Origin of the sequence: Burkholderia aenigmatica, assembly GCF_048627025.1 — a bacterium.
Taxonomy (GTDB): domain Bacteria; phylum Pseudomonadota; class Gammaproteobacteria; order Burkholderiales; family Burkholderiaceae; genus Burkholderia; species Burkholderia aenigmatica.
On record NZ_CP184468.1, the window covers coordinates 2,990,699 to 3,006,412 of the forward strand.

The window sequence follows — 15,714 nt, forward strand, 5'->3', positions numbered from 1 at the left end:
TATATTTGACATGGGGGCCCGCGCTATTTTGAAGGGCTATAAAACCGGGAAACCTCACTCCTGCGGCAGTTTCCCGATGATCGACACCCTGCTCCATGCCGAATTGGCATATCGAACCAGCAAAGAACGGAATAGAACCCAGCACTCTTGTTGCATGGATTCATTCCGAATAATTTCGTATCACCCCGAAAACAAGATCATGGAGTGAGACAGATGCAATCGAACACGGTCCATCCGTGCGATGAGGTGCTGCCGACCGGCAAGCTGGTAACGCTTGGCCTGCAACACGTCCTCGTCATGTACGCCGGCGCTGTCGCCGTGCCGCTTATCGTCGGCGGCGCGCTCAAGCTGCCGAAAGACCAGATCGCGTTCCTGATCAGCGCCGATCTGTTTTCGTGCGGCATCGCCACGCTGATCCAGACGCTCGGCCTGTGGATCTTCGGGATCCGCCTGCCCGTCATCATGGGCTGCACGTTCGCGGCCGTCGGCCCGATGATCGCGATCGGCACCAACCCCGGCCTCGGCATCCTCGACATCTTCGGCTCGACCATCGCGGCCGGCATCATCGGCATCGTGCTCGCGCCGATGATCGGCAAGCTGTTGCGGTTCTTCCCGCCAGTCGTCGTCGGCACCGTGATCGCCGTGATCGGGTTGTCGCTGATGGAAGTGGGCATCAACTGGGCGGCCGGCGGCGTCGGCAACCCCGAATACGGCAGCCCCGTCTATCTCGGCCTGTCGCTGCTCGTGCTCACGCTGATCCTGCTGATCAACAAGTACGGCCGCGGCTTCCTCGCGAACATCTCGGTGCTGCTGGGCATCGTCGCCGGCTTCGCGATCGCCTTCGCGATCGGCCGCGTGAACACCGACGGCGTGGCGCACGCGCCGTGGGTCGGCTTCGTGATGCCGTTCCACTTCGGCCTGCCGCACTTCGACCCGCTGTCGATCGCAACGATGGTCACGGTGATGTTCGTCACGTTCATCGAATCGACCGGCATGTTCCTCGCGGTCGGCGACATGGTCGATCGTCCGGTCAACCAGGAGCGCCTGGTGCGCGGCCTGCGCGTCGACGGCCTCGGCACGCTGATCGGCGGCATCTTCAACTCGTTCCCGCATACGTCGTTCTCGCAGAACGTCGGCCTGATCGGCGTGACGGGCGTGAAGAGCCGTTTCGTGTGCGCCACCGGCGGCGTGATCCTCGTGCTGCTCGGCCTGTTCCCGAAGATGGCGCAGGTCGTCGCGTCGGTGCCGCCGTTCGTGCTCGGCGGCGCAGGCATCGTGATGTTCGGGATGGTCGCGGCGAACGGCATCAAGGTGCTGTCGAAGGTCGACTTCGTGAACAACACGCACAACCTGTTCATCGTCGCCGTGAGCGTCGGCATGGGTCTCGTGCCGGTCGTGTCGCCGCACTTCTTCTCGAAGCTGCCGCCGGCACTCGCCCCGATCCTGCACAGCGGCATCCTGCTGGCATCGGCGACGGCCGTGATCCTGAACATCGTGTTCAACGGCGTCAAAGGCGAAAAGGACGCGCGCTGCGACATTCGCCGCACCGGACACGACTTCGACGGCCGCCCGGCCGACGTGCATCACTGATCGCCACGCGCCGGACGACGGCGCGAAGCGGTAACGAAAAACGCCACGGCATGCCGTGGCGTTTTGCTTTGGGGTGCGGACGACGCTCGGCGATCGGACGGTCCGCCATCGCGCTTGAAGGGGTGCCGCCGACGGCGCGGCACCGGATGCCGGATGGTCGCGTGGCGCGACGTGCCCGACGCAACGGGCGGCACCGGCGTTCGATGCACGCGTCGCCACCCCGCCCGTGTTTGCCCCTCATGACTCGAGCGCACAAAAGAAAACGCCACGGATTTTCATCCGTGGCGTTTTCGTTTCCGCATACAGCCGGTTCGAAGAACAGGCGCGGTACACCACCGCGCCTGCCCTTCCTTGCGCTTGCTTACCCGTTCGTCGCCGCCGCCGACGCAGGCGCCGGAGCGGCCGCCTTGTCGTAGTCGACCGGTGCATCCGGCGCGCGCGGCGTCTCGCCGGCCCGCTCGATCCACCCACCGCCCAGCGCACGGTACAGGGTGACCAGGTTCGTCCAGCGTGCCAGACGCGCATTGATCAGCGACTGCTGCGCGGTGTACAGGTCCGTCTGCGCGGTCAGCACCGACAGGTAGCTGTCGACACCGTTCTTGTAACGCAGGTCCGACAGATCGAAACGTCGCTGCTGCGCGTGCTCGTTGCGCTCCAGCGCCGCGATCTGCTGGTCGTACGTGCCGCGTGCGGCCAGCCCGTCCGCCACGTCGCGGAACGCCGACTGGATCGCCTTCTCGTAGTTCGCGATCTCGATGCGCTTCTGCACGTGCGCAAGATCGAGGTTCGCGATGTTCGCGCCGCCCTCGAAGATCGGCAGCGCGATGTTCGGCGCGAACGACCAGGCCGCCGTGCCAGCCTTGAACAGACCGCCCAGCGTCGGGCTCGCCGTGCCGAACGCGGCCGTCAACGAGATCTTCGGGAAGAACGCCGCGCGTGCCGCGCCAATGTTCGCGTTCGCCGCCAGCAGCGACTGCTCGGCCTGCATCACGTCGGGGCGACGCGTCAGCAGGTCGGACGGCAGGCCAGCCGGCACGTCCGTCAGCAGGTTCTGCGCGTCGAGCGGCATGCCCGCCGGCAGATCGTCCGGCAGCGGCTCACCGATCAGCAGCACCAGGTAGTTCAGCGCCTGAGCACGCGCACGCGCCTGCGCCTGCTGGTTCGCCAGCGCCTGCTCGACCACCGTCTGCGCCTGACGCAGCTCGAGCTCGGAGCCCGTGCCGTTGTCGAACTGCAGCTTCGTCAGGTCGTACGACGCCTGCGCCGTCTTCAGCGTGTCCTCCGTGACCTTCAGCAGATCGTCGGTCGACAGCAGCGTCAGGTATTGATCGGCCACCTGCGACACCAGCGAGATCTCCGACGCCTGCCGCGCATACGCGGTCGCCAGATACTGCGCGAGCGCCTGGTCCTTCAGGCTCTGCACGCGGCCGAACAGGTCGAGTTCCCACGACGCCGACAGGCCGACGTTGTAGGTCGTCGTGATGTTCCGGCCCGGCGCCACCGACAGCGCATTCGGCAGGCGCTGACGGTTACCGGTACCCGTCGCATCGAGCGTCGGGAACAGGCCCGCGCGCGTGATCTGGTACTGCGCACGCGCCGCCTCGATGTTCAGCACCGACACGCGAAGGTCGCGGTTGTTTTTCAGCGCGATCTCGATCAGCCGCTGCAGGCGCGGATCGACGAAGAACTCGCGCCAGCCGATGGCGGTCGCCGCCTGGCCGTTCGCGCTGCGCGCGCCGGCCGCACCCGGCTGCGTCGCGTAGACGCCGCCGGCCGGGTACGCCTGCGCGACGGGTGCATCGGGCCGCTTGTAATGCGGCGCCATCGTGCAGCCCGTGGCGAAGAGCGCGGCGGCCAGTGCGACCGCGGTTGCAGTCAAAGCGTGTTTTTGCATCATCACTGTCCCTTGTTGCCTTCGTCGCCGTTGCCCGGCTTCTCTTCGTGGTGCGAGTGCTCCTGAGCCAGGCGCAGCGCCTCGTCGACGTCTTCCTTCTCGCCGCTGAAGATCGCGCGGATCTTCACGAAGAACATCGGGATCATGAAGATCGCGAGGAACGTCGCCGTGATCATCCCGCCGATCACGCCCGTACCGATCGCGTGCTGGCTGGCCGAACCCGCGCCATTGCTGATCGCGAGCGGCATCACGCCGAGAATGAACGCGAGCGACGTCATCAGAATCGGACGCAGCCGCAGGCGCGCTGCTTCCAGCGCGGCCTCGATCGGCCCCATCTTCTCCGTCATCTGCAGTTCGCGCGCGAACTCCACGATCAGAATCGCGTTCTTCGCGGACAAGCCCACGGTGGTCAGCAGGCCGACCTGGAAGAACACGTCGTTCTCGAGGCCGCGCATCGTTGCCGCCAGCAGTGCACCGATCACGCCGAGCGGCACCACCATGATCACCGAGAACGGGATCGACCAGCTTTCATACAGCGCCGCGAGACACAGGAACACGACGAGGATCGAGATCGCGTACAGGATCGGCGCCTGCGAGCCGGACTGGATTTCCTGGAACGACAGGCCGGTCCACGAATAGCCGATACCGACCGGCAGCTTCTTCGCGAGCCCTTCCATCGCGGCCATCGCCTGACCGGTCGACTTGCCCGGTGCAGCCTGACCCTGGATTTCCATCGCCGACACACCGTTGTAGCGCTCGAGCTTCGGCGAACCGTACGTCCAGTGACCGGTCGCGAACGAACTGAACGGCACCATCCCGCCCGACCCGTTGCGCACGTACCAGATGTTCAGGTCTTCCGGCGTCATCCGGAACGGTGCGTCTGCCTGCACGTAGACCTTCTTGATCCGGCCGTCGGTATCCAGGAAGTTGTTCACGTACTTCGACGCCCATGCGATCGAGAACGTCTGGTCGATCGCATCCGCCGTCACGCCGAGCGCGTTCGCCTTCTCGCGATCGATGTCGACCTTGTACTGCGGCGTATCGTTCAGGCCGTTCGGACGCACACCCTGCAGCGTCGGATCCTTCGAGGCCATCCCGAGCAGCTGGTTACGCGCGGCCATCAGTGCATCGTGGCCGAGACCCGCGTTGTCCGTCAGCTCGAAGTCGAAGCCGGCAGCCGTACCGAGTTCAGGAATCGACGGCGGGTTGAACGGGATCACGATCGCGTCCTTGTAGCCCGCGTAGCGCCCGAACATCCGGCCGATCAGCGCCTGCACCTTCTGGTTCGCATGCTGACGCTGCGAGTAGTCCTTCAGGCGCACGAACACGAGACCGGAGTTCTGGCCGCGGCCCGCGAAGCTGAAGCCGTTGACCGTGAACGCCGATTCGACGATTTCCTTCTCGTCCTTCAGCAGGTAGTCGGAAATGTTCGCGAGCGTCTTCGCGGTCGTTTCCTGCGTCGAGCCCGACGGCGTCTGCACGATCACGAACATCAGGCCCTGGTCTTCATCCGGCAGGAACGACTTCGGCAGGCGCACGAACAGCAGGCCGACCGCGACGATCACGACCAGGTAGATGATGAGCCAGCGGCCCGACCGCTTGATCACGTGGTGCACGCCGACGTGGTACTTGTCGCGGCTGTTGTTGAACGTGCGGTTGAACCAGCCGAAGAAGCCCTTCTTCTCTTCGTGATGCCCTTGCGGGATCGGCTTGAGGATCGTCGCGCACAGTGCCGGCGTCAGAATCAACGCGACGAGCACCGACAGCACCATCGCCGACACGATCGTCAGCGAGAACTGACGATAGATCGCGCCGACCGACCCGCCGGAGAACGCCACCGGCACGAACACCGCCGACAGCACGAGCGCCACGCCGACGAGTGCGCCGGTGATCTGGCCCATCGCCTTGCGGGTCGCCTCCTTCGGTGACAGGCCCTCTTCCGCCATCACCCGCTCGACGTTCTCCACCACCACGATCGCATCGTCGACCAGCAGGCCGATCGCGAGCACGAGGCCGAACATCGACAGCGTGTTGATCGAGAAGCCCACCATCGACATGATCGCGAACGTACCGAGCAACACGACCGGCACCGCGATCGTCGGGATGATCGTCGCCCGCAGGTTCTGCAGGAACAGATACATCACGAGGAACACCAGCACGATGCCTTCGAGCAGCGTCTTGACCACTTCCTCGATCGACAGCTTCACGAACGGCGTCGTGTCGTACGGGTACTTCACGACGAGGCCGTGCGGGAAGAACGGTGCCAGTTCGTCGATCTTCGCGCGCACGGCCTTCGCGGTTGCGAGCGCGTTCGCGTTGGTGGCGAGCTGGATACCGAGTGCCGCGGTCGGCTGACCGTTGTACTTCGTGTCGAAGTTGTAGTTTTCGCCGCCGAGTTCGATCTTCGCGACATCCTTCAGGCGAACCTGCGAGCCGTCCTGGTTGACCTTCAGCAGGATGTTGCCGAACTGCTCGGGCGTCTGCAGCAGCGTCGATTCGGTGATCGTCGCCTGCAGCATGGTGCCCGGCGTGGCCGGCGTGCCGCCGATCTGGCCGCCTGCGATCTGCACGTTCTGTGCGGCGATCGCGGTCGACACGTCGACCGGCGTGAGGCCGTAGTTCGTCAGGCGGTTCGAATCGAGCCAGACCCGCATCGCGTACTGCGAGCCGAACAGCGTGACGGTACCGACGCCGTTCAACCGGCTGATCGGATCCTTCACGTGCGACGCCACGAAGTTCGCGAGGTCGTACTTGTTCATGCTGCCGTCTTCGGAGTTGAAGGCGAGCACCAGCAAGAAGCTGCTGCTCGACTTCGTCACCGAAAGACCGAGCTGCTGCACGACCTGCGGCAGAATCGGCGTCGCGAGCGACAGCTTGTTCTGCACCTGAACCTGCGCGATGTCGGCGTTGGTACCCGGCGCGAAGGTCAGCGTGATCGTCGCGTTGCCCGAGTCATCGCTGGTCGACGACATGTACAGGAAGTTGTCGAGACCGCTCATCTGCTGCTCGATCACCTGCGTCACCGTGTCTTCCACCGTCTTCGCGGAAGCGCCCGGGTAGTTCGCGGTGATCTGGATCGATGGCGGCGCGATCGTCGGATACTGCGAGATCGGCAGCGTGAAGATCGCCGCAACCCCGGCCAGCATCAGGATGATGGCGATCACCCACGCGAAGATCGGGCGATCGATAAAAAACTTTGCCATGAAACAGGCTCCCTGTTATTGCGCGCTCGAAGCAGCGGCAGCACTCGCCGGCGCAGCGCCCGATGCGGCAGCACCGGAAGCGGCAGCGGCGCCGGAACCGGCGGCAGCCGGCGCGGCGGTGGCGGCAGCCGCACCCGGTGCGGCATCGGCCGCCGGGGTGAGCTGCGCGGGGACCGTCTTCACGGTCGCACCCGGGCGCACCTTGTCGACGCCCTGCACGATCACGTGATCGCCCGCTTCCAGACCGCCTTCGACGATCCAGTTCGCGCCTTGCATGCCCGTCGTCTTCAGCGGGCGCGGCTCGACCTTGTTGCCGGCGTTCACCACCATCGCGATCGCCTGGCCCTTCTGGTCATGCGTGACGCCGATCTGCGGCACCAGGAACGCGTTCTCGTTCACGCCTTCCTCGATCCGTGCACGCACGAACATCCCCGGCAGCAACACGCGGCCCGGGTTCGGGAACACCGCGCGGATCGTCACCGAACCGGTGGTCTGGTCGACCGTCACGTCCGAGAACTGCAGCTTGCCCGGCTCCGAATAGGTCTTGCCGTCCTCCAGGATCAGCGACACCTTCGCGGCGCCCGGGCCGCTCGTCTTCAGGCGGCCGCTCTGCACGTCCTGGCGCAGCTTCAGGCCTTCGAGGCTCGATTGCGTGAGGTCGACATACACCGGGTCGAGCTGCTGGACCGTCGACATCAGCGTCGCCTGGCTTGCCTGCACGTACGCGCCCGGCGTCACCTGCGAGATGCCGACGCGGCCGGTGATCGGCGACACGACATCGGTGTAGCCAAGGTTGATCTGCGCGGTATCGACCGCTGCCTTGCCGGCCGCGACGTCCGCCGCGGCCTGGCCTTGCGTGGCCACCGCGTTGTCGTAGTCCTGCTTGCTGACCGCGTTCGCGGCCACCAGCACCTTGTAGCGCGCGACCAGCGCGTTCTGCGTGACGAGGTTCGCCTGCGCCTTCGCGAGCGTCGCCTTCGCGCTGTTCAGCGCGGCGACGTACGGCGCCGGGTCGATCTTGTAGAGGCGCTGACCGGCCTTGACGTCGGTGCCTTCGGTGAATTCACGGCGCAGCACGATGCCGTCGACCCGTGCGCGGACCTGCGCGACGAGGAACGCACTGGTGCGGCCCGGCAGGTCGGTGAAGACCGGTACGGTTTGCGGCTGGACGGTGACGACGCCAACTTCCGGCGTTTGCGGCGGCGGTGCCGATTCTTTCTTCCCGCACGCGGCCAGGAAAACGGCGGCCGTCGCGACAGTGATTAAGCGGTATGGAACCCGTTCGACGCGCATGGAGCGACCTCTGTGTATAACCAATGGAATAAGTGCCGCACCCGACCGGAGCGAGCGCGACACGGATGCGCCTCACGGCGCAGATCGAACACCTGAAATACTGGACTGCTAGATACAGCAAGCGGCACGAAACCTCCGTGCCGACAGGTTGCCCCGCACTGCGGACTGGTACTTTGGCGGGAATCAGCAGAGTGGGATATTAACTGATTGCCACTTGGGTCATTCGATCGTAGGGTGGTATTGTATATACATTCATGAATGTATGTAAAAAGCCCGTTTATGCCCCGCCTGCTGTCCAGTCTTACGGATTATTACCAACCGCAAGCATAGCCAGTCTATATGACTGCGCCGAGGGTTGCAGACCCTATATTCACCTACGATCGATCCAATCAGGCCTGCACATGGTCAGACGTACCAAGGAGGAGGCGCTCGAGACGCGCAATCGCATTCTCAACGCCGCCGAACACGTGTTCTTCGAGAAGGGCGTGTCGCACACGTCGCTCGCGGACATCGCCCAGCACGCCGGCGTGACGCGCGGCGCAATCTACTGGCATTTCGCGAACAAGAGCGAACTGTTCGACGCGATGTTCGACCGCGTGTTTCTGCCGATCGACGAACTGAAGCGGATGCCGCTCGACGCGCCGGGCGGCAATCCGCTGGAGAAGATCCGCCAGATCCTGATCTGGTGCCTGCTCGGCGTGCAGCGCGACGCGCAGTTGCGCCGCGTGTTCAGCATCCTGTTCATGAAGTGCGAGTACGTCGCGGACCTGGAGCCGCTGCTGCAGCGCAACCGCGCGGGGATGAGCGAGGCGCTGCACGCGATCGACGCCGATCTCGCGGCGGCCGTGCGGCTCAAGCTGCTGCCCGAGCGCCTCGATACGTGGCGTGCGACGCTGATGCTGCACACGCTCGTCAGCGGTTTCGTGCGCGACACGCTGATGCTGCCCGACGAGATCGATGGCGAGCGGCATGCGGAAAAGCTCGTCGACGGCTGTTTCGACATGCTGCGCTACAGCCCGGCGATGCTGAAGGACGACGACTGACCGCGCGACGCGCGTTCGCCCGCGGCTCTCGTTTCATCGGGCGGCGCGGCAACCTCGCCAACGCGCCGCCCCCTCCTCCTCCCCGTCCGGTTCAGGCCGCCTTCGCGCGCTGCGCGCGAGCCCGCCGGTTCGACGCGGCGACCGAATCGTGCTTCGGCATCGGTACGCCGGCCAGTCCCGCGATCCACGCATCGGTCGACATCACAGCCGCGAAATTCGACTGGAACACCACCCCGTACGCGCGGTGAATCTCCTCGGCGCTCGCCGCGCCCGCTTCGTTCTCGTACGGCAGCGCGCCCGTCGCGTCATCGAGGTACTCGACATTCAGCCCCGCGTGCGCCGCGTGATAGACCGTCGCCGCATTGCAGTTGTGCGTCATGTAGCCGGCCACCGCGAGCGTGTCGATCCCGTTCGCCTCGAGCCACTCGGCAAGGTCGGTCCCGGCAAACGAGCTGGCCTGCGTCTTCTCGATCAGGTGCGCGTACGGCCGGCCGGCGACCACCGCGTGCAGTGCAACACCGTCGGAGCCGGGCGCGAAGATCGGCGCACCGGCCGGCGCGACGTGCTGGACGACGATCACCGGCACGCCGGCCGCATGCGCGGCATCGATCGCACGGCCGATGTTCGCGAGCGACACGTCGAGCGGCGGGTATTCGATCGGCAGGTTGCCCGTCACGTACTCGTTCTGGACGTCGATCACGATCAGCGCGCGGCGGGTAGCCGGGCGGGAAACGGAATGGGCAGCGGAATGCGGGACGGCGTTCGACATGGCGGGCTCCTGGTCCGGGGCGCAGCCCCGTCCCGGAACGGGACGGCCAGCGGCGCGATGCGATGCATTGTCGGCGCGCATCGCTCGCGCGGACAGTGGCCCGATAGCCATTCTTCGATAGAATCGGGCCATCGCCATTCGGGAGCTCGCCATGACCGCCGCCTCGTCCACCCGGCCCGCCCCGCCGGTTCCGACCGTCGTTGCCGTGATCGCGTACGACGGCATCAGCCCGTTCCACCTGTCGGTGCCGTCCGTCGTGTTCGGCAAGGAACGCGATGCGGCCGCGTCGCCCGCATTCGAGTTCCGTGTCTGCTCGGCCGAACGCGGCCCGCTGTCGACGACCGGCGGCTTCACGATCACCGCGCCATACGGGCTCGACGGGCTCGACGACGCGGACATCGTCATCGTGCCCGCGTGGCGCGATCCGGACGAAGCGCCGCCCGACGTGCTGGTCGACGCGGTCCGCGCGGTCGCCGCGCGTGGCGCGCAGCTCGTCGGGCTGTGCCTCGGCGCCTACGTGCTCGCCGCGGCCGGCCTGCTCGACGGCCGCCCGGCCACCACGCACTGGGCATGGGCCGACGACTTCGCGCAACGCTTTCCACGCGTGAAGCTCGATCCGGACGTGCTGTACGTGGACGACGGCAACCTGATGACGTCGGCCGGCACGGCCGCGGGGCTCGACTGCTGCCTGCACGTCGTGCGGCGGCGCTTCGGCTCGGACGCCGCGAACCAGATCGCGCGCCGCCTCGTGATCCCGCCGCACCGCCAGGGCGGGCAGGCGCAATACGTGCCGCAACCGGTCGCCGCGCACCCGCGCGACGCGCGGCTCGCGGGCCTGCTCGACTGGGTGCGCGCCCACCTCGACGCCGCGCACAGCGTCGATTCGCTCGCCGAACGCGTGTTGATGAGCCGGCGCACGTTCACGCGCCACTTCCGCCAGGCAACCGGTACGACCGTCACCGCGTGGCTGCAGGCCGAGCGGCTCGCGCGCGCGCAGCATCTGCTGGAAACCACCGGGCAGTCGATCGATGCGATCGCGCAGGCGGCCGGCTACGGGTCGAGCGTGTCGCTGCGCCAGCATTTCGCGGGCGCGCTCGGCACCTCGCCGTCCGCGTATCGAAGGGAATTTCGCGGTGCCGGAGCCGGCGCCGATGTCGTGCGGTAACGCGCGCGGCGGGCGAGCCTTGCAGCGGAACCGTCCGGCCGCTCAGCCGCCGTTGATCCAGCGCGCCGCGTAAAGCAGCAGCGCGACGAAGACGATCATCGCGGCCCAGCCCCAGACGGGCACCGTGCCGGAGCCGCGATGCGGGAGCGCGCTGGCCGCGCGCCCGGTCAGCGCGCCACCGAGGTGCGGCGGCAACGCGCGCTTCGTCGCGGCCACCAGCGCCGCCGGCCGCAGGAACACATGCTGGCGCCGCGGCGCGGCCGAGCGTGCGCGATTCGGTGCGAGGCCGTGCTTCGCCTGGACGACCGCGCAGAATTCGCGGAAGAAATCGTCGGTCCATTCGCGCAGCGTATTTTCGATCTGCCGCCCCGGCAATTCGGTGAGCGGGCCGCTCGCCGTCACCCAGACGACGTACTCGATGCGCGTGGCGTTCGCGTCGTCATCCGGCATCAGCACGAGTTCGACCTGACCGCGCAGCGCGCCGAGCCCGTCGGCCCGCGCCTTGAAGTTGAGCACGCGGCGCGGCTGCCCTTCCGCGTCGCCCTGCTCGGCGGCCGCATGCGCCCGCACGTCGTAGCGGGCACGCAGCGGGCCGAGCGGCACCGTGATCGTCAGCGCGAACTCGCCATGCGCATGCTTCTCGAAGGATTCGCAATGCTCGAAGCTCGCGCGCAGCAACGCGAGATCCTCGAACGCCGCCTGTACGACAGGCGGCGCGAGCGGTACGCGTAATGTGTCGTTCAGTTCCATGACGCCTCCCCGATGAACGCGCGCCGCATCAGGACGTCTCGACGAGACTGTCGATCCGTGCGGCGTCAAAGGCGACATAGTGCGCGAGCGCCGACGCAGCCTCCTCCGGTTCCTCGTAACTCCATGCGGCGTTTTCGATCACGCCGTCTTCCGTCTGCAAGTCGAAGTGCACGGCCTGGCCCCTGAACGGACAGGCCGACGTGACGCCCGATTTCACGAGCCGGCGCATGTTGACGTCGCCGCGCGGCAGGTAGTGGGTGTCCGGCAGGCCCGTTTCGCGCACGGTCAGCGCGCCGTGCGAATCGGCGTACGTGATGCCGCGATGGATCACGCGCACGCGATGGCGGTTCGGCACGATTTCGAGACGAGGGTCGGCTGCATCGGACATCGTTTCTCCTTGGGGCGGCCCGGCCAGGCCGGACTCAGGAAACGAAAAAGCCACGGCACGCGTGCCGTGGCTTTCATTATGGGCGAAACCGCTGCCGAATGCGCGACCCCGGCCGGGGCCGCGCGCGGCGGGCTACTGGGCGCTCCACTGGAATGCCGTTTTCGCGCCGCCCTTCGCGCCGACCGTGACGGCGCGGGATTCCTCATTGCCCTGGTACGACGCATGCACGGTATAGCGGCCCGGCGGCACCTTCACGAGCATGTACGGCCCGCGCGCGTCGGTCTTCAGCACCTCGTCGCCCTTGCCGTCGACGATCCGCACATGGACGTCGGCCAGGAACTCGCCGCCCTTCCCGGTGAACCGCAGCGCCAGCGGCCACATCGGCTCGTTGCGCTGGAACGCCGTCGATTCGTCCTGCCCGACGCCGCCGGACACGAAGGTGACGTCGCCCTGCTGGCGCGCGGCGGGCAAGCCGTCCGACTGCGCGTACGCGCCGGTCGCACCGGCTGCGAGGCCGGCGACCAGCGCCGCGGCGACGGCAAATCGGGACACGTTGCGTAGATATTGCATGGCTCTCTCCTTGGGGTCGGAACACATACAGGGCGCAGCGTCACGCGTTCGAACGGCGGCGGCGCCCGCCGCGGCCGGCCTGGCCGGCCGTCGGCCGTGCCGGTCAGCTCAGGTCGACCGGCACGAAGATCTGTGCATTATCGCGCTGGATCAAGAGAGCAAGACTGTTGCCCGCGCCCTTGACCGCGTCGCGCAACTGCTCGGGGCTCGTGACCGGGCGGCCGTTGACCGCGAGGATCACGTCGCCGGGCTGGATGCCCGCGTTGGCGGCCGGCCCGCCGGCCTGCTGCACGATCAGGCCGTGCGACAGGTTGTCGGCGCTGCGCTCCTGCGGCGACAGCGGACGCACCGCGACGCCCAGGCGCCCCTGCTCGACCGGCCCGCCGTCATTCGACGCGAGCTTCGCGTCGGCCATCGCGCCGAGCGTCACGCTGATCGTCTTCTTCGACTTGTCGCGCCAGATCTGCAGGTCGGCCTTCGAACCCGGCTTCAGGTTCGCGATCTGCGCGGGCAGCGACGTCGAATCGGCAACCGGCGAGCCGTTGACCGACAGGATCACGTCGCCCGGCTGCAGGCCGGCCTTCGCGGCCGGGCCGTTCGGATCGACCGAGCTGACGAGCGCGCCGTCCGGCTTCTGCAGTCCGAACGAGCTCGCGAGCGTCTGGTTCAGCCCCTGCACGGCGACGCCGAGGCGGCCGCGGCTCACGTGGCCCGTCTTCACGAGCTCGTCCTTGACCTTGATCGCCTCGTTGATCGGGATCGCGAACGACAGGCCCTGGAAGCCGCCCGTCTGCGAGTAGATCATCGAGTTGATGCCGATCACCTCGCCCTGCAGGTTGAACAGCGGGCCGCCCGAGTTGCCGGGGTTCACCGGCACGTCGGTCTGGATGAACGGCGTGTAGTTCTCGTCCGGCAGCGCGCGCGACTTCGCGCTGATGATGCCCGACGTGACCGTGTTGTCGAAGCCGTACGGCGAACCGATCGCGACGACCCACTGGCCGACCTTGCTCTGCGCCGGGTCGCCGATCTTCACGGTCGGCAGGCCGCTCGCGTCGATCTTCAGCACCGCGACGTCGGACTGCTTGTCCGCGCCGACGACCTTCGCCTTGTATTCGCGCTTGTCGGTCAGCTTGACCGTGACGACGTTCGCGCCATCGATCACGTGCGCATTGGTGAGGATGTACCCGTCGGAGCTGATGACGAACCCGGAACCGAGGCTCGCGCTCGGCTGGTCGTCCGGCTGCGCGTCGCCGCCCATGCCCGGCACCTGGCCGTAGAAGTGCTTGAAGAACTGGTAGAACGGGTCGCTCGGGTCGATCGGCAGTTGCGGCTGCTGCTGCACGCGTCGCGACACCTGCTTCACGACATGCTTCGCGCTGATGTTCACGACCGCGGGGCCGTAGGTCTCGACGAGCCCGGAGAAATCGGGAATGCCGGTCTTGGCGGCCGCTTCGGCCGGCATCAGCGCGGCGGCCTGCGCCGGCGTGATGATCTGCGGATCGGCACGGTGGGTGCCGGCGACATAAGCGGCGGACAGGGCGGCCGCCACGGCGACCGCGACGGCGCCGCGCGCAAGGAATCGGGTGTTCATCGTAGGACCTCCTCTTTGTTAGGACGCAGCGTAACGACCCTGACTTAAAGGAGGCTTAATCAGCCTTAAGCGGGGCTTAGGGCCTGTTCACGCCCTTCCGGCACCGTTCTTCACACGGATTCGGACGGTTGCCGCGCCTCGGCCGGCATCTCCGCGTCGCGGAACACGACGCTGACGAGCAGGCCACCCGCGGCCGCGTCGCCGAGCGACACCGTCGCGCCCTGCTGCGCGGCCACGCGCTTGACGATCGCCAGCCCGAGCCCGCTGCCCGACACGTCGGTGCGCGCTCGCGCGGAGCTGTCGCGGTAGAAGCGGTCGAACACGCGCTCGCGCTCGTCGGCCGGAATGCCGGGCCCGCTGTCGCCGATCTGCACGCATGCGCGGCCGGCCGCGTCGCGGGTCAGCGACACGTCGATGCGGCCGCCGTCCGGCGTGTACTTCACCGCGTTGTCGAGCAGGTTGCCGAACATCACGCGCAGCGCGCCGACGTCCGCGACGACGCTCGCCGCGCGCGTTTCCTCGAAGCCGAGATCGATGTCGCGCCGCTGCGCGAGCGGCGCAAGCGCGGCCACGCATTCGGCGAGCAGCCCCTGCAGGTCGACCGGCTCACGCATCGTCGCGCCATCCGGTTCGGCGCGTGCGAGCGCGAGCAACTGCTCCGTGAGACGCGTCGCACGCGACACGCCATCCTGGAGATCCGCGACCGCCTCGCGGCGCGATGCATCGTCCTTCGCGCGGGCGACGAGCTGCGCCTGGATCTGCACGGCCGCGAGCGGCGTGCGCAGTTCGTGCGCGGCGTCGGCCACGAAGGCCTTCTGCGTGTCGAGCGCGGCCGACAGCCGCGCGAGCAGCCCGTTCAGCGCCCGTACGAGCGGCTGCACCTCGAGCGGCAAGCGCGCATCGGGCAGCGGATCGAGCGCTTCCGGCCGGCGTGCCTCGACCGCGCGCGTCACGCGACCGAGCGGCGCGAGCCCGCGCCCGACGATCACCCACACGGCCGCGCCGAGGAACGGCAGCAGCACGATCAGCGGCCACAGCGTGCGCAGCGCGACGTTCGCCGCGAGCCGGTTGCGCACCGACAGCGGCTGCGCGAGCTGCACGACGTTGTCGCCGACGATCGCACCGTACACGCGCCATTCGCCGCGGTCGGTGCGCTCGGTCGAGAAGCCGAGCTCCGCGCGCGGCGCGATCGGCGCACGCGGATGCGAGAAGTACATCAGCACGCCGTTGCGGTTCCAGATCTGGATCACGATGCCTTCGTCGCCGTTGGTGCGCGAGCCGAACACCTGCGAGAACGGCTCGGACGGCAAGGCCGCCGCGATTTCCTGCAACTGGTAGTCGAACAGTTCGTTCGCCTCGGCGAGCGCCTGCCGGTAGATGAGCCAGCCCGCGATGCCCACGCCCGCGACGACGATCGCGAGCAGCCAGATCAGCAATTGATGACGAATCGACCTCACG

12 protein-coding genes are annotated in these 15,714 nt (G+C 67.3%); 3 read left to right on the plus strand and 9 right to left on the minus strand.

The annotated features are described in order from the left end of the window. Positions 1 to 213: 213 nt before the first annotated feature. Positions 214 to 1,590, plus strand: coding sequence for a nucleobase:cation symporter-2 family protein (locus ACN8ZM_RS14020; RefSeq protein WP_043190182.1), 1,377 nt, complete (start codon positions 214 to 216; stop codon positions 1,588 to 1,590). Between the two features lie 361 nt (positions 1,591 to 1,951). Here the strand turns inward: ACN8ZM_RS14020 and ACN8ZM_RS14025 are convergent, their stop codons facing one another. Genes ACN8ZM_RS14025 through ACN8ZM_RS14035 form a run of 3 tightly spaced genes read right to left on the minus strand, consistent with a single transcriptional unit; the run spans position 1,952 to position 7,980 of the window. After that, positions 1,952 to 3,487: an efflux transporter outer membrane subunit gene (locus ACN8ZM_RS14025; protein ID WP_089451200.1), complete on the minus strand. Its 1,536-nt coding sequence runs from the start codon at positions 3,485 to 3,487 to the stop codon at positions 1,952 to 1,954. Next, positions 3,487 to 6,687, minus strand: coding sequence for an efflux RND transporter permease BpeB (gene bpeB, locus ACN8ZM_RS14030; RefSeq protein WP_043190186.1), 3,201 nt, complete (start codon positions 6,685 to 6,687; stop codon positions 3,487 to 3,489). The genes ACN8ZM_RS14025 and bpeB overlap by 1 nt, the downstream gene beginning before the upstream one ends. A gap of 15 nt (positions 6,688 to 6,702) precedes the next feature. Further along, positions 6,703 to 7,980, minus strand: a complete 1,278-nt coding sequence (locus ACN8ZM_RS14035; RefSeq protein ID WP_420210168.1) for an efflux RND transporter periplasmic adaptor subunit — start codon at positions 7,978 to 7,980, stop codon at positions 6,703 to 6,705. Positions 7,981 to 8,381: 401 nt separating this feature from the next. On the opposite strand from ACN8ZM_RS14035, the gene ACN8ZM_RS14040 reads away from it, so the two are divergent. Further along, positions 8,382 to 9,023, plus strand: coding sequence for a TetR family transcriptional regulator (locus ACN8ZM_RS14040; protein WP_420210169.1), 642 nt, complete (start codon positions 8,382 to 8,384; stop codon positions 9,021 to 9,023). Between the two features lie 91 nt (positions 9,024 to 9,114). On the opposite strand, the gene ACN8ZM_RS14045 is transcribed toward ACN8ZM_RS14040, so the two are convergent. After that, positions 9,115 to 9,792, minus strand: a complete 678-nt coding sequence (locus ACN8ZM_RS14045; RefSeq protein WP_420210170.1) for a cysteine hydrolase family protein — start codon at positions 9,790 to 9,792, stop codon at positions 9,115 to 9,117. A gap of 151 nt (positions 9,793 to 9,943) precedes the next feature. On the opposite strand from ACN8ZM_RS14045, the gene ACN8ZM_RS14050 reads away from it, so the two are divergent. Then, a complete protein-coding gene (locus tag ACN8ZM_RS14050; RefSeq protein WP_420210171.1) occupies positions 9,944 to 10,957 on the plus strand; it encodes a helix-turn-helix domain-containing protein in 1,014 nt (337 codons plus the stop codon). Positions 10,958 to 10,999: 42 nt separating this feature from the next. On the opposite strand, the gene ACN8ZM_RS14055 is transcribed toward ACN8ZM_RS14050, so the two are convergent. The 5 genes from ACN8ZM_RS14055 to ACN8ZM_RS14075 all read right to left on the minus strand — a co-directional run bounded on the left by ACN8ZM_RS14055 (position 11,000) and on the right by ACN8ZM_RS14075 (position 15,713). After that, on the minus strand, positions 11,000 to 11,707 hold the full coding sequence (locus ACN8ZM_RS14055) for a CoxG family protein (RefSeq protein WP_043190203.1): 708 nt from the start codon (positions 11,705 to 11,707) through the stop codon (positions 11,000 to 11,002). 28 nt (positions 11,708 to 11,735) lie between these two features. Further along, complete coding sequence (locus tag ACN8ZM_RS14060) at positions 11,736 to 12,095, minus strand: DUF427 domain-containing protein (RefSeq protein WP_089451204.1); 360 nt, start codon at positions 12,093 to 12,095, stop codon at positions 11,736 to 11,738. Between the two features lie 132 nt (positions 12,096 to 12,227). Next, entirely contained in the window at positions 12,228 to 12,665 is a 438-nt protein-coding gene (locus ACN8ZM_RS14065) for a carboxypeptidase-like regulatory domain-containing protein (protein ID WP_043190209.1), read from the minus strand. A gap of 103 nt (positions 12,666 to 12,768) precedes the next feature. Further along, positions 12,769 to 14,256, minus strand: coding sequence for a DegQ family serine endoprotease (locus ACN8ZM_RS14070; protein WP_043190210.1), 1,488 nt, complete (start codon positions 14,254 to 14,256; stop codon positions 12,769 to 12,771). Between the two features lie 110 nt (positions 14,257 to 14,366). Then, a complete protein-coding gene (locus tag ACN8ZM_RS14075) occupies positions 14,367 to 15,713 on the minus strand; it encodes an ATP-binding protein (RefSeq protein ID WP_043190213.1) in 1,347 nt (448 codons plus the stop codon). Between the last annotated feature and the right edge of the window lies 1 nt (position 15,714).

Coding starts and splice junctions, on each gene's coding strand:
- ACN8ZM_RS14020 (WP_043190182.1), top strand. CDS start 214: ATGCAATCGAACACGGTCCATCCGTGCGATGAGGTGCTGCCGACCGGC.
- ACN8ZM_RS14025 (WP_089451200.1), bottom strand. CDS start 3,487: ATGATGCAAAAACACGCTTTGACTGCAACCGCGGTCGCACTGGCCGCC.
- bpeB (WP_043190186.1), bottom strand. CDS start 6,687: ATGGCAAAGTTTTTTATCGATCGCCCGATCTTCGCGTGGGTGATCGCC.
- ACN8ZM_RS14035 (WP_420210168.1), bottom strand. CDS start 7,980: ATGCGCGTCGAACGGGTTCCATACCGCTTAATCACTGTCGCGACGGCC.
- ACN8ZM_RS14040 (WP_420210169.1), top strand. CDS start 8,382: ATGGTCAGACGTACCAAGGAGGAGGCGCTCGAGACGCGCAATCGCATT.
- ACN8ZM_RS14045 (WP_420210170.1), bottom strand. CDS start 9,792: ATGTCGAACGCCGTCCCGCATTCCGCTGCCCATTCCGTTTCCCGCCCG.
- ACN8ZM_RS14050 (WP_420210171.1), top strand. CDS start 9,944: ATGACCGCCGCCTCGTCCACCCGGCCCGCCCCGCCGGTTCCGACCGTC.
- ACN8ZM_RS14055 (WP_043190203.1), bottom strand. CDS start 11,707: ATGGAACTGAACGACACATTACGCGTACCGCTCGCGCCGCCTGTCGTA.
- ACN8ZM_RS14060 (WP_089451204.1), bottom strand. CDS start 12,095: ATGTCCGATGCAGCCGACCCTCGTCTCGAAATCGTGCCGAACCGCCAT.
- ACN8ZM_RS14065 (WP_043190209.1), bottom strand. CDS start 12,665: ATGCAATATCTACGCAACGTGTCCCGATTTGCCGTCGCCGCGGCGCTG.
- ACN8ZM_RS14070 (WP_043190210.1), bottom strand. CDS start 14,256: ATGAACACCCGATTCCTTGCGCGCGGCGCCGTCGCGGTCGCCGTGGCG.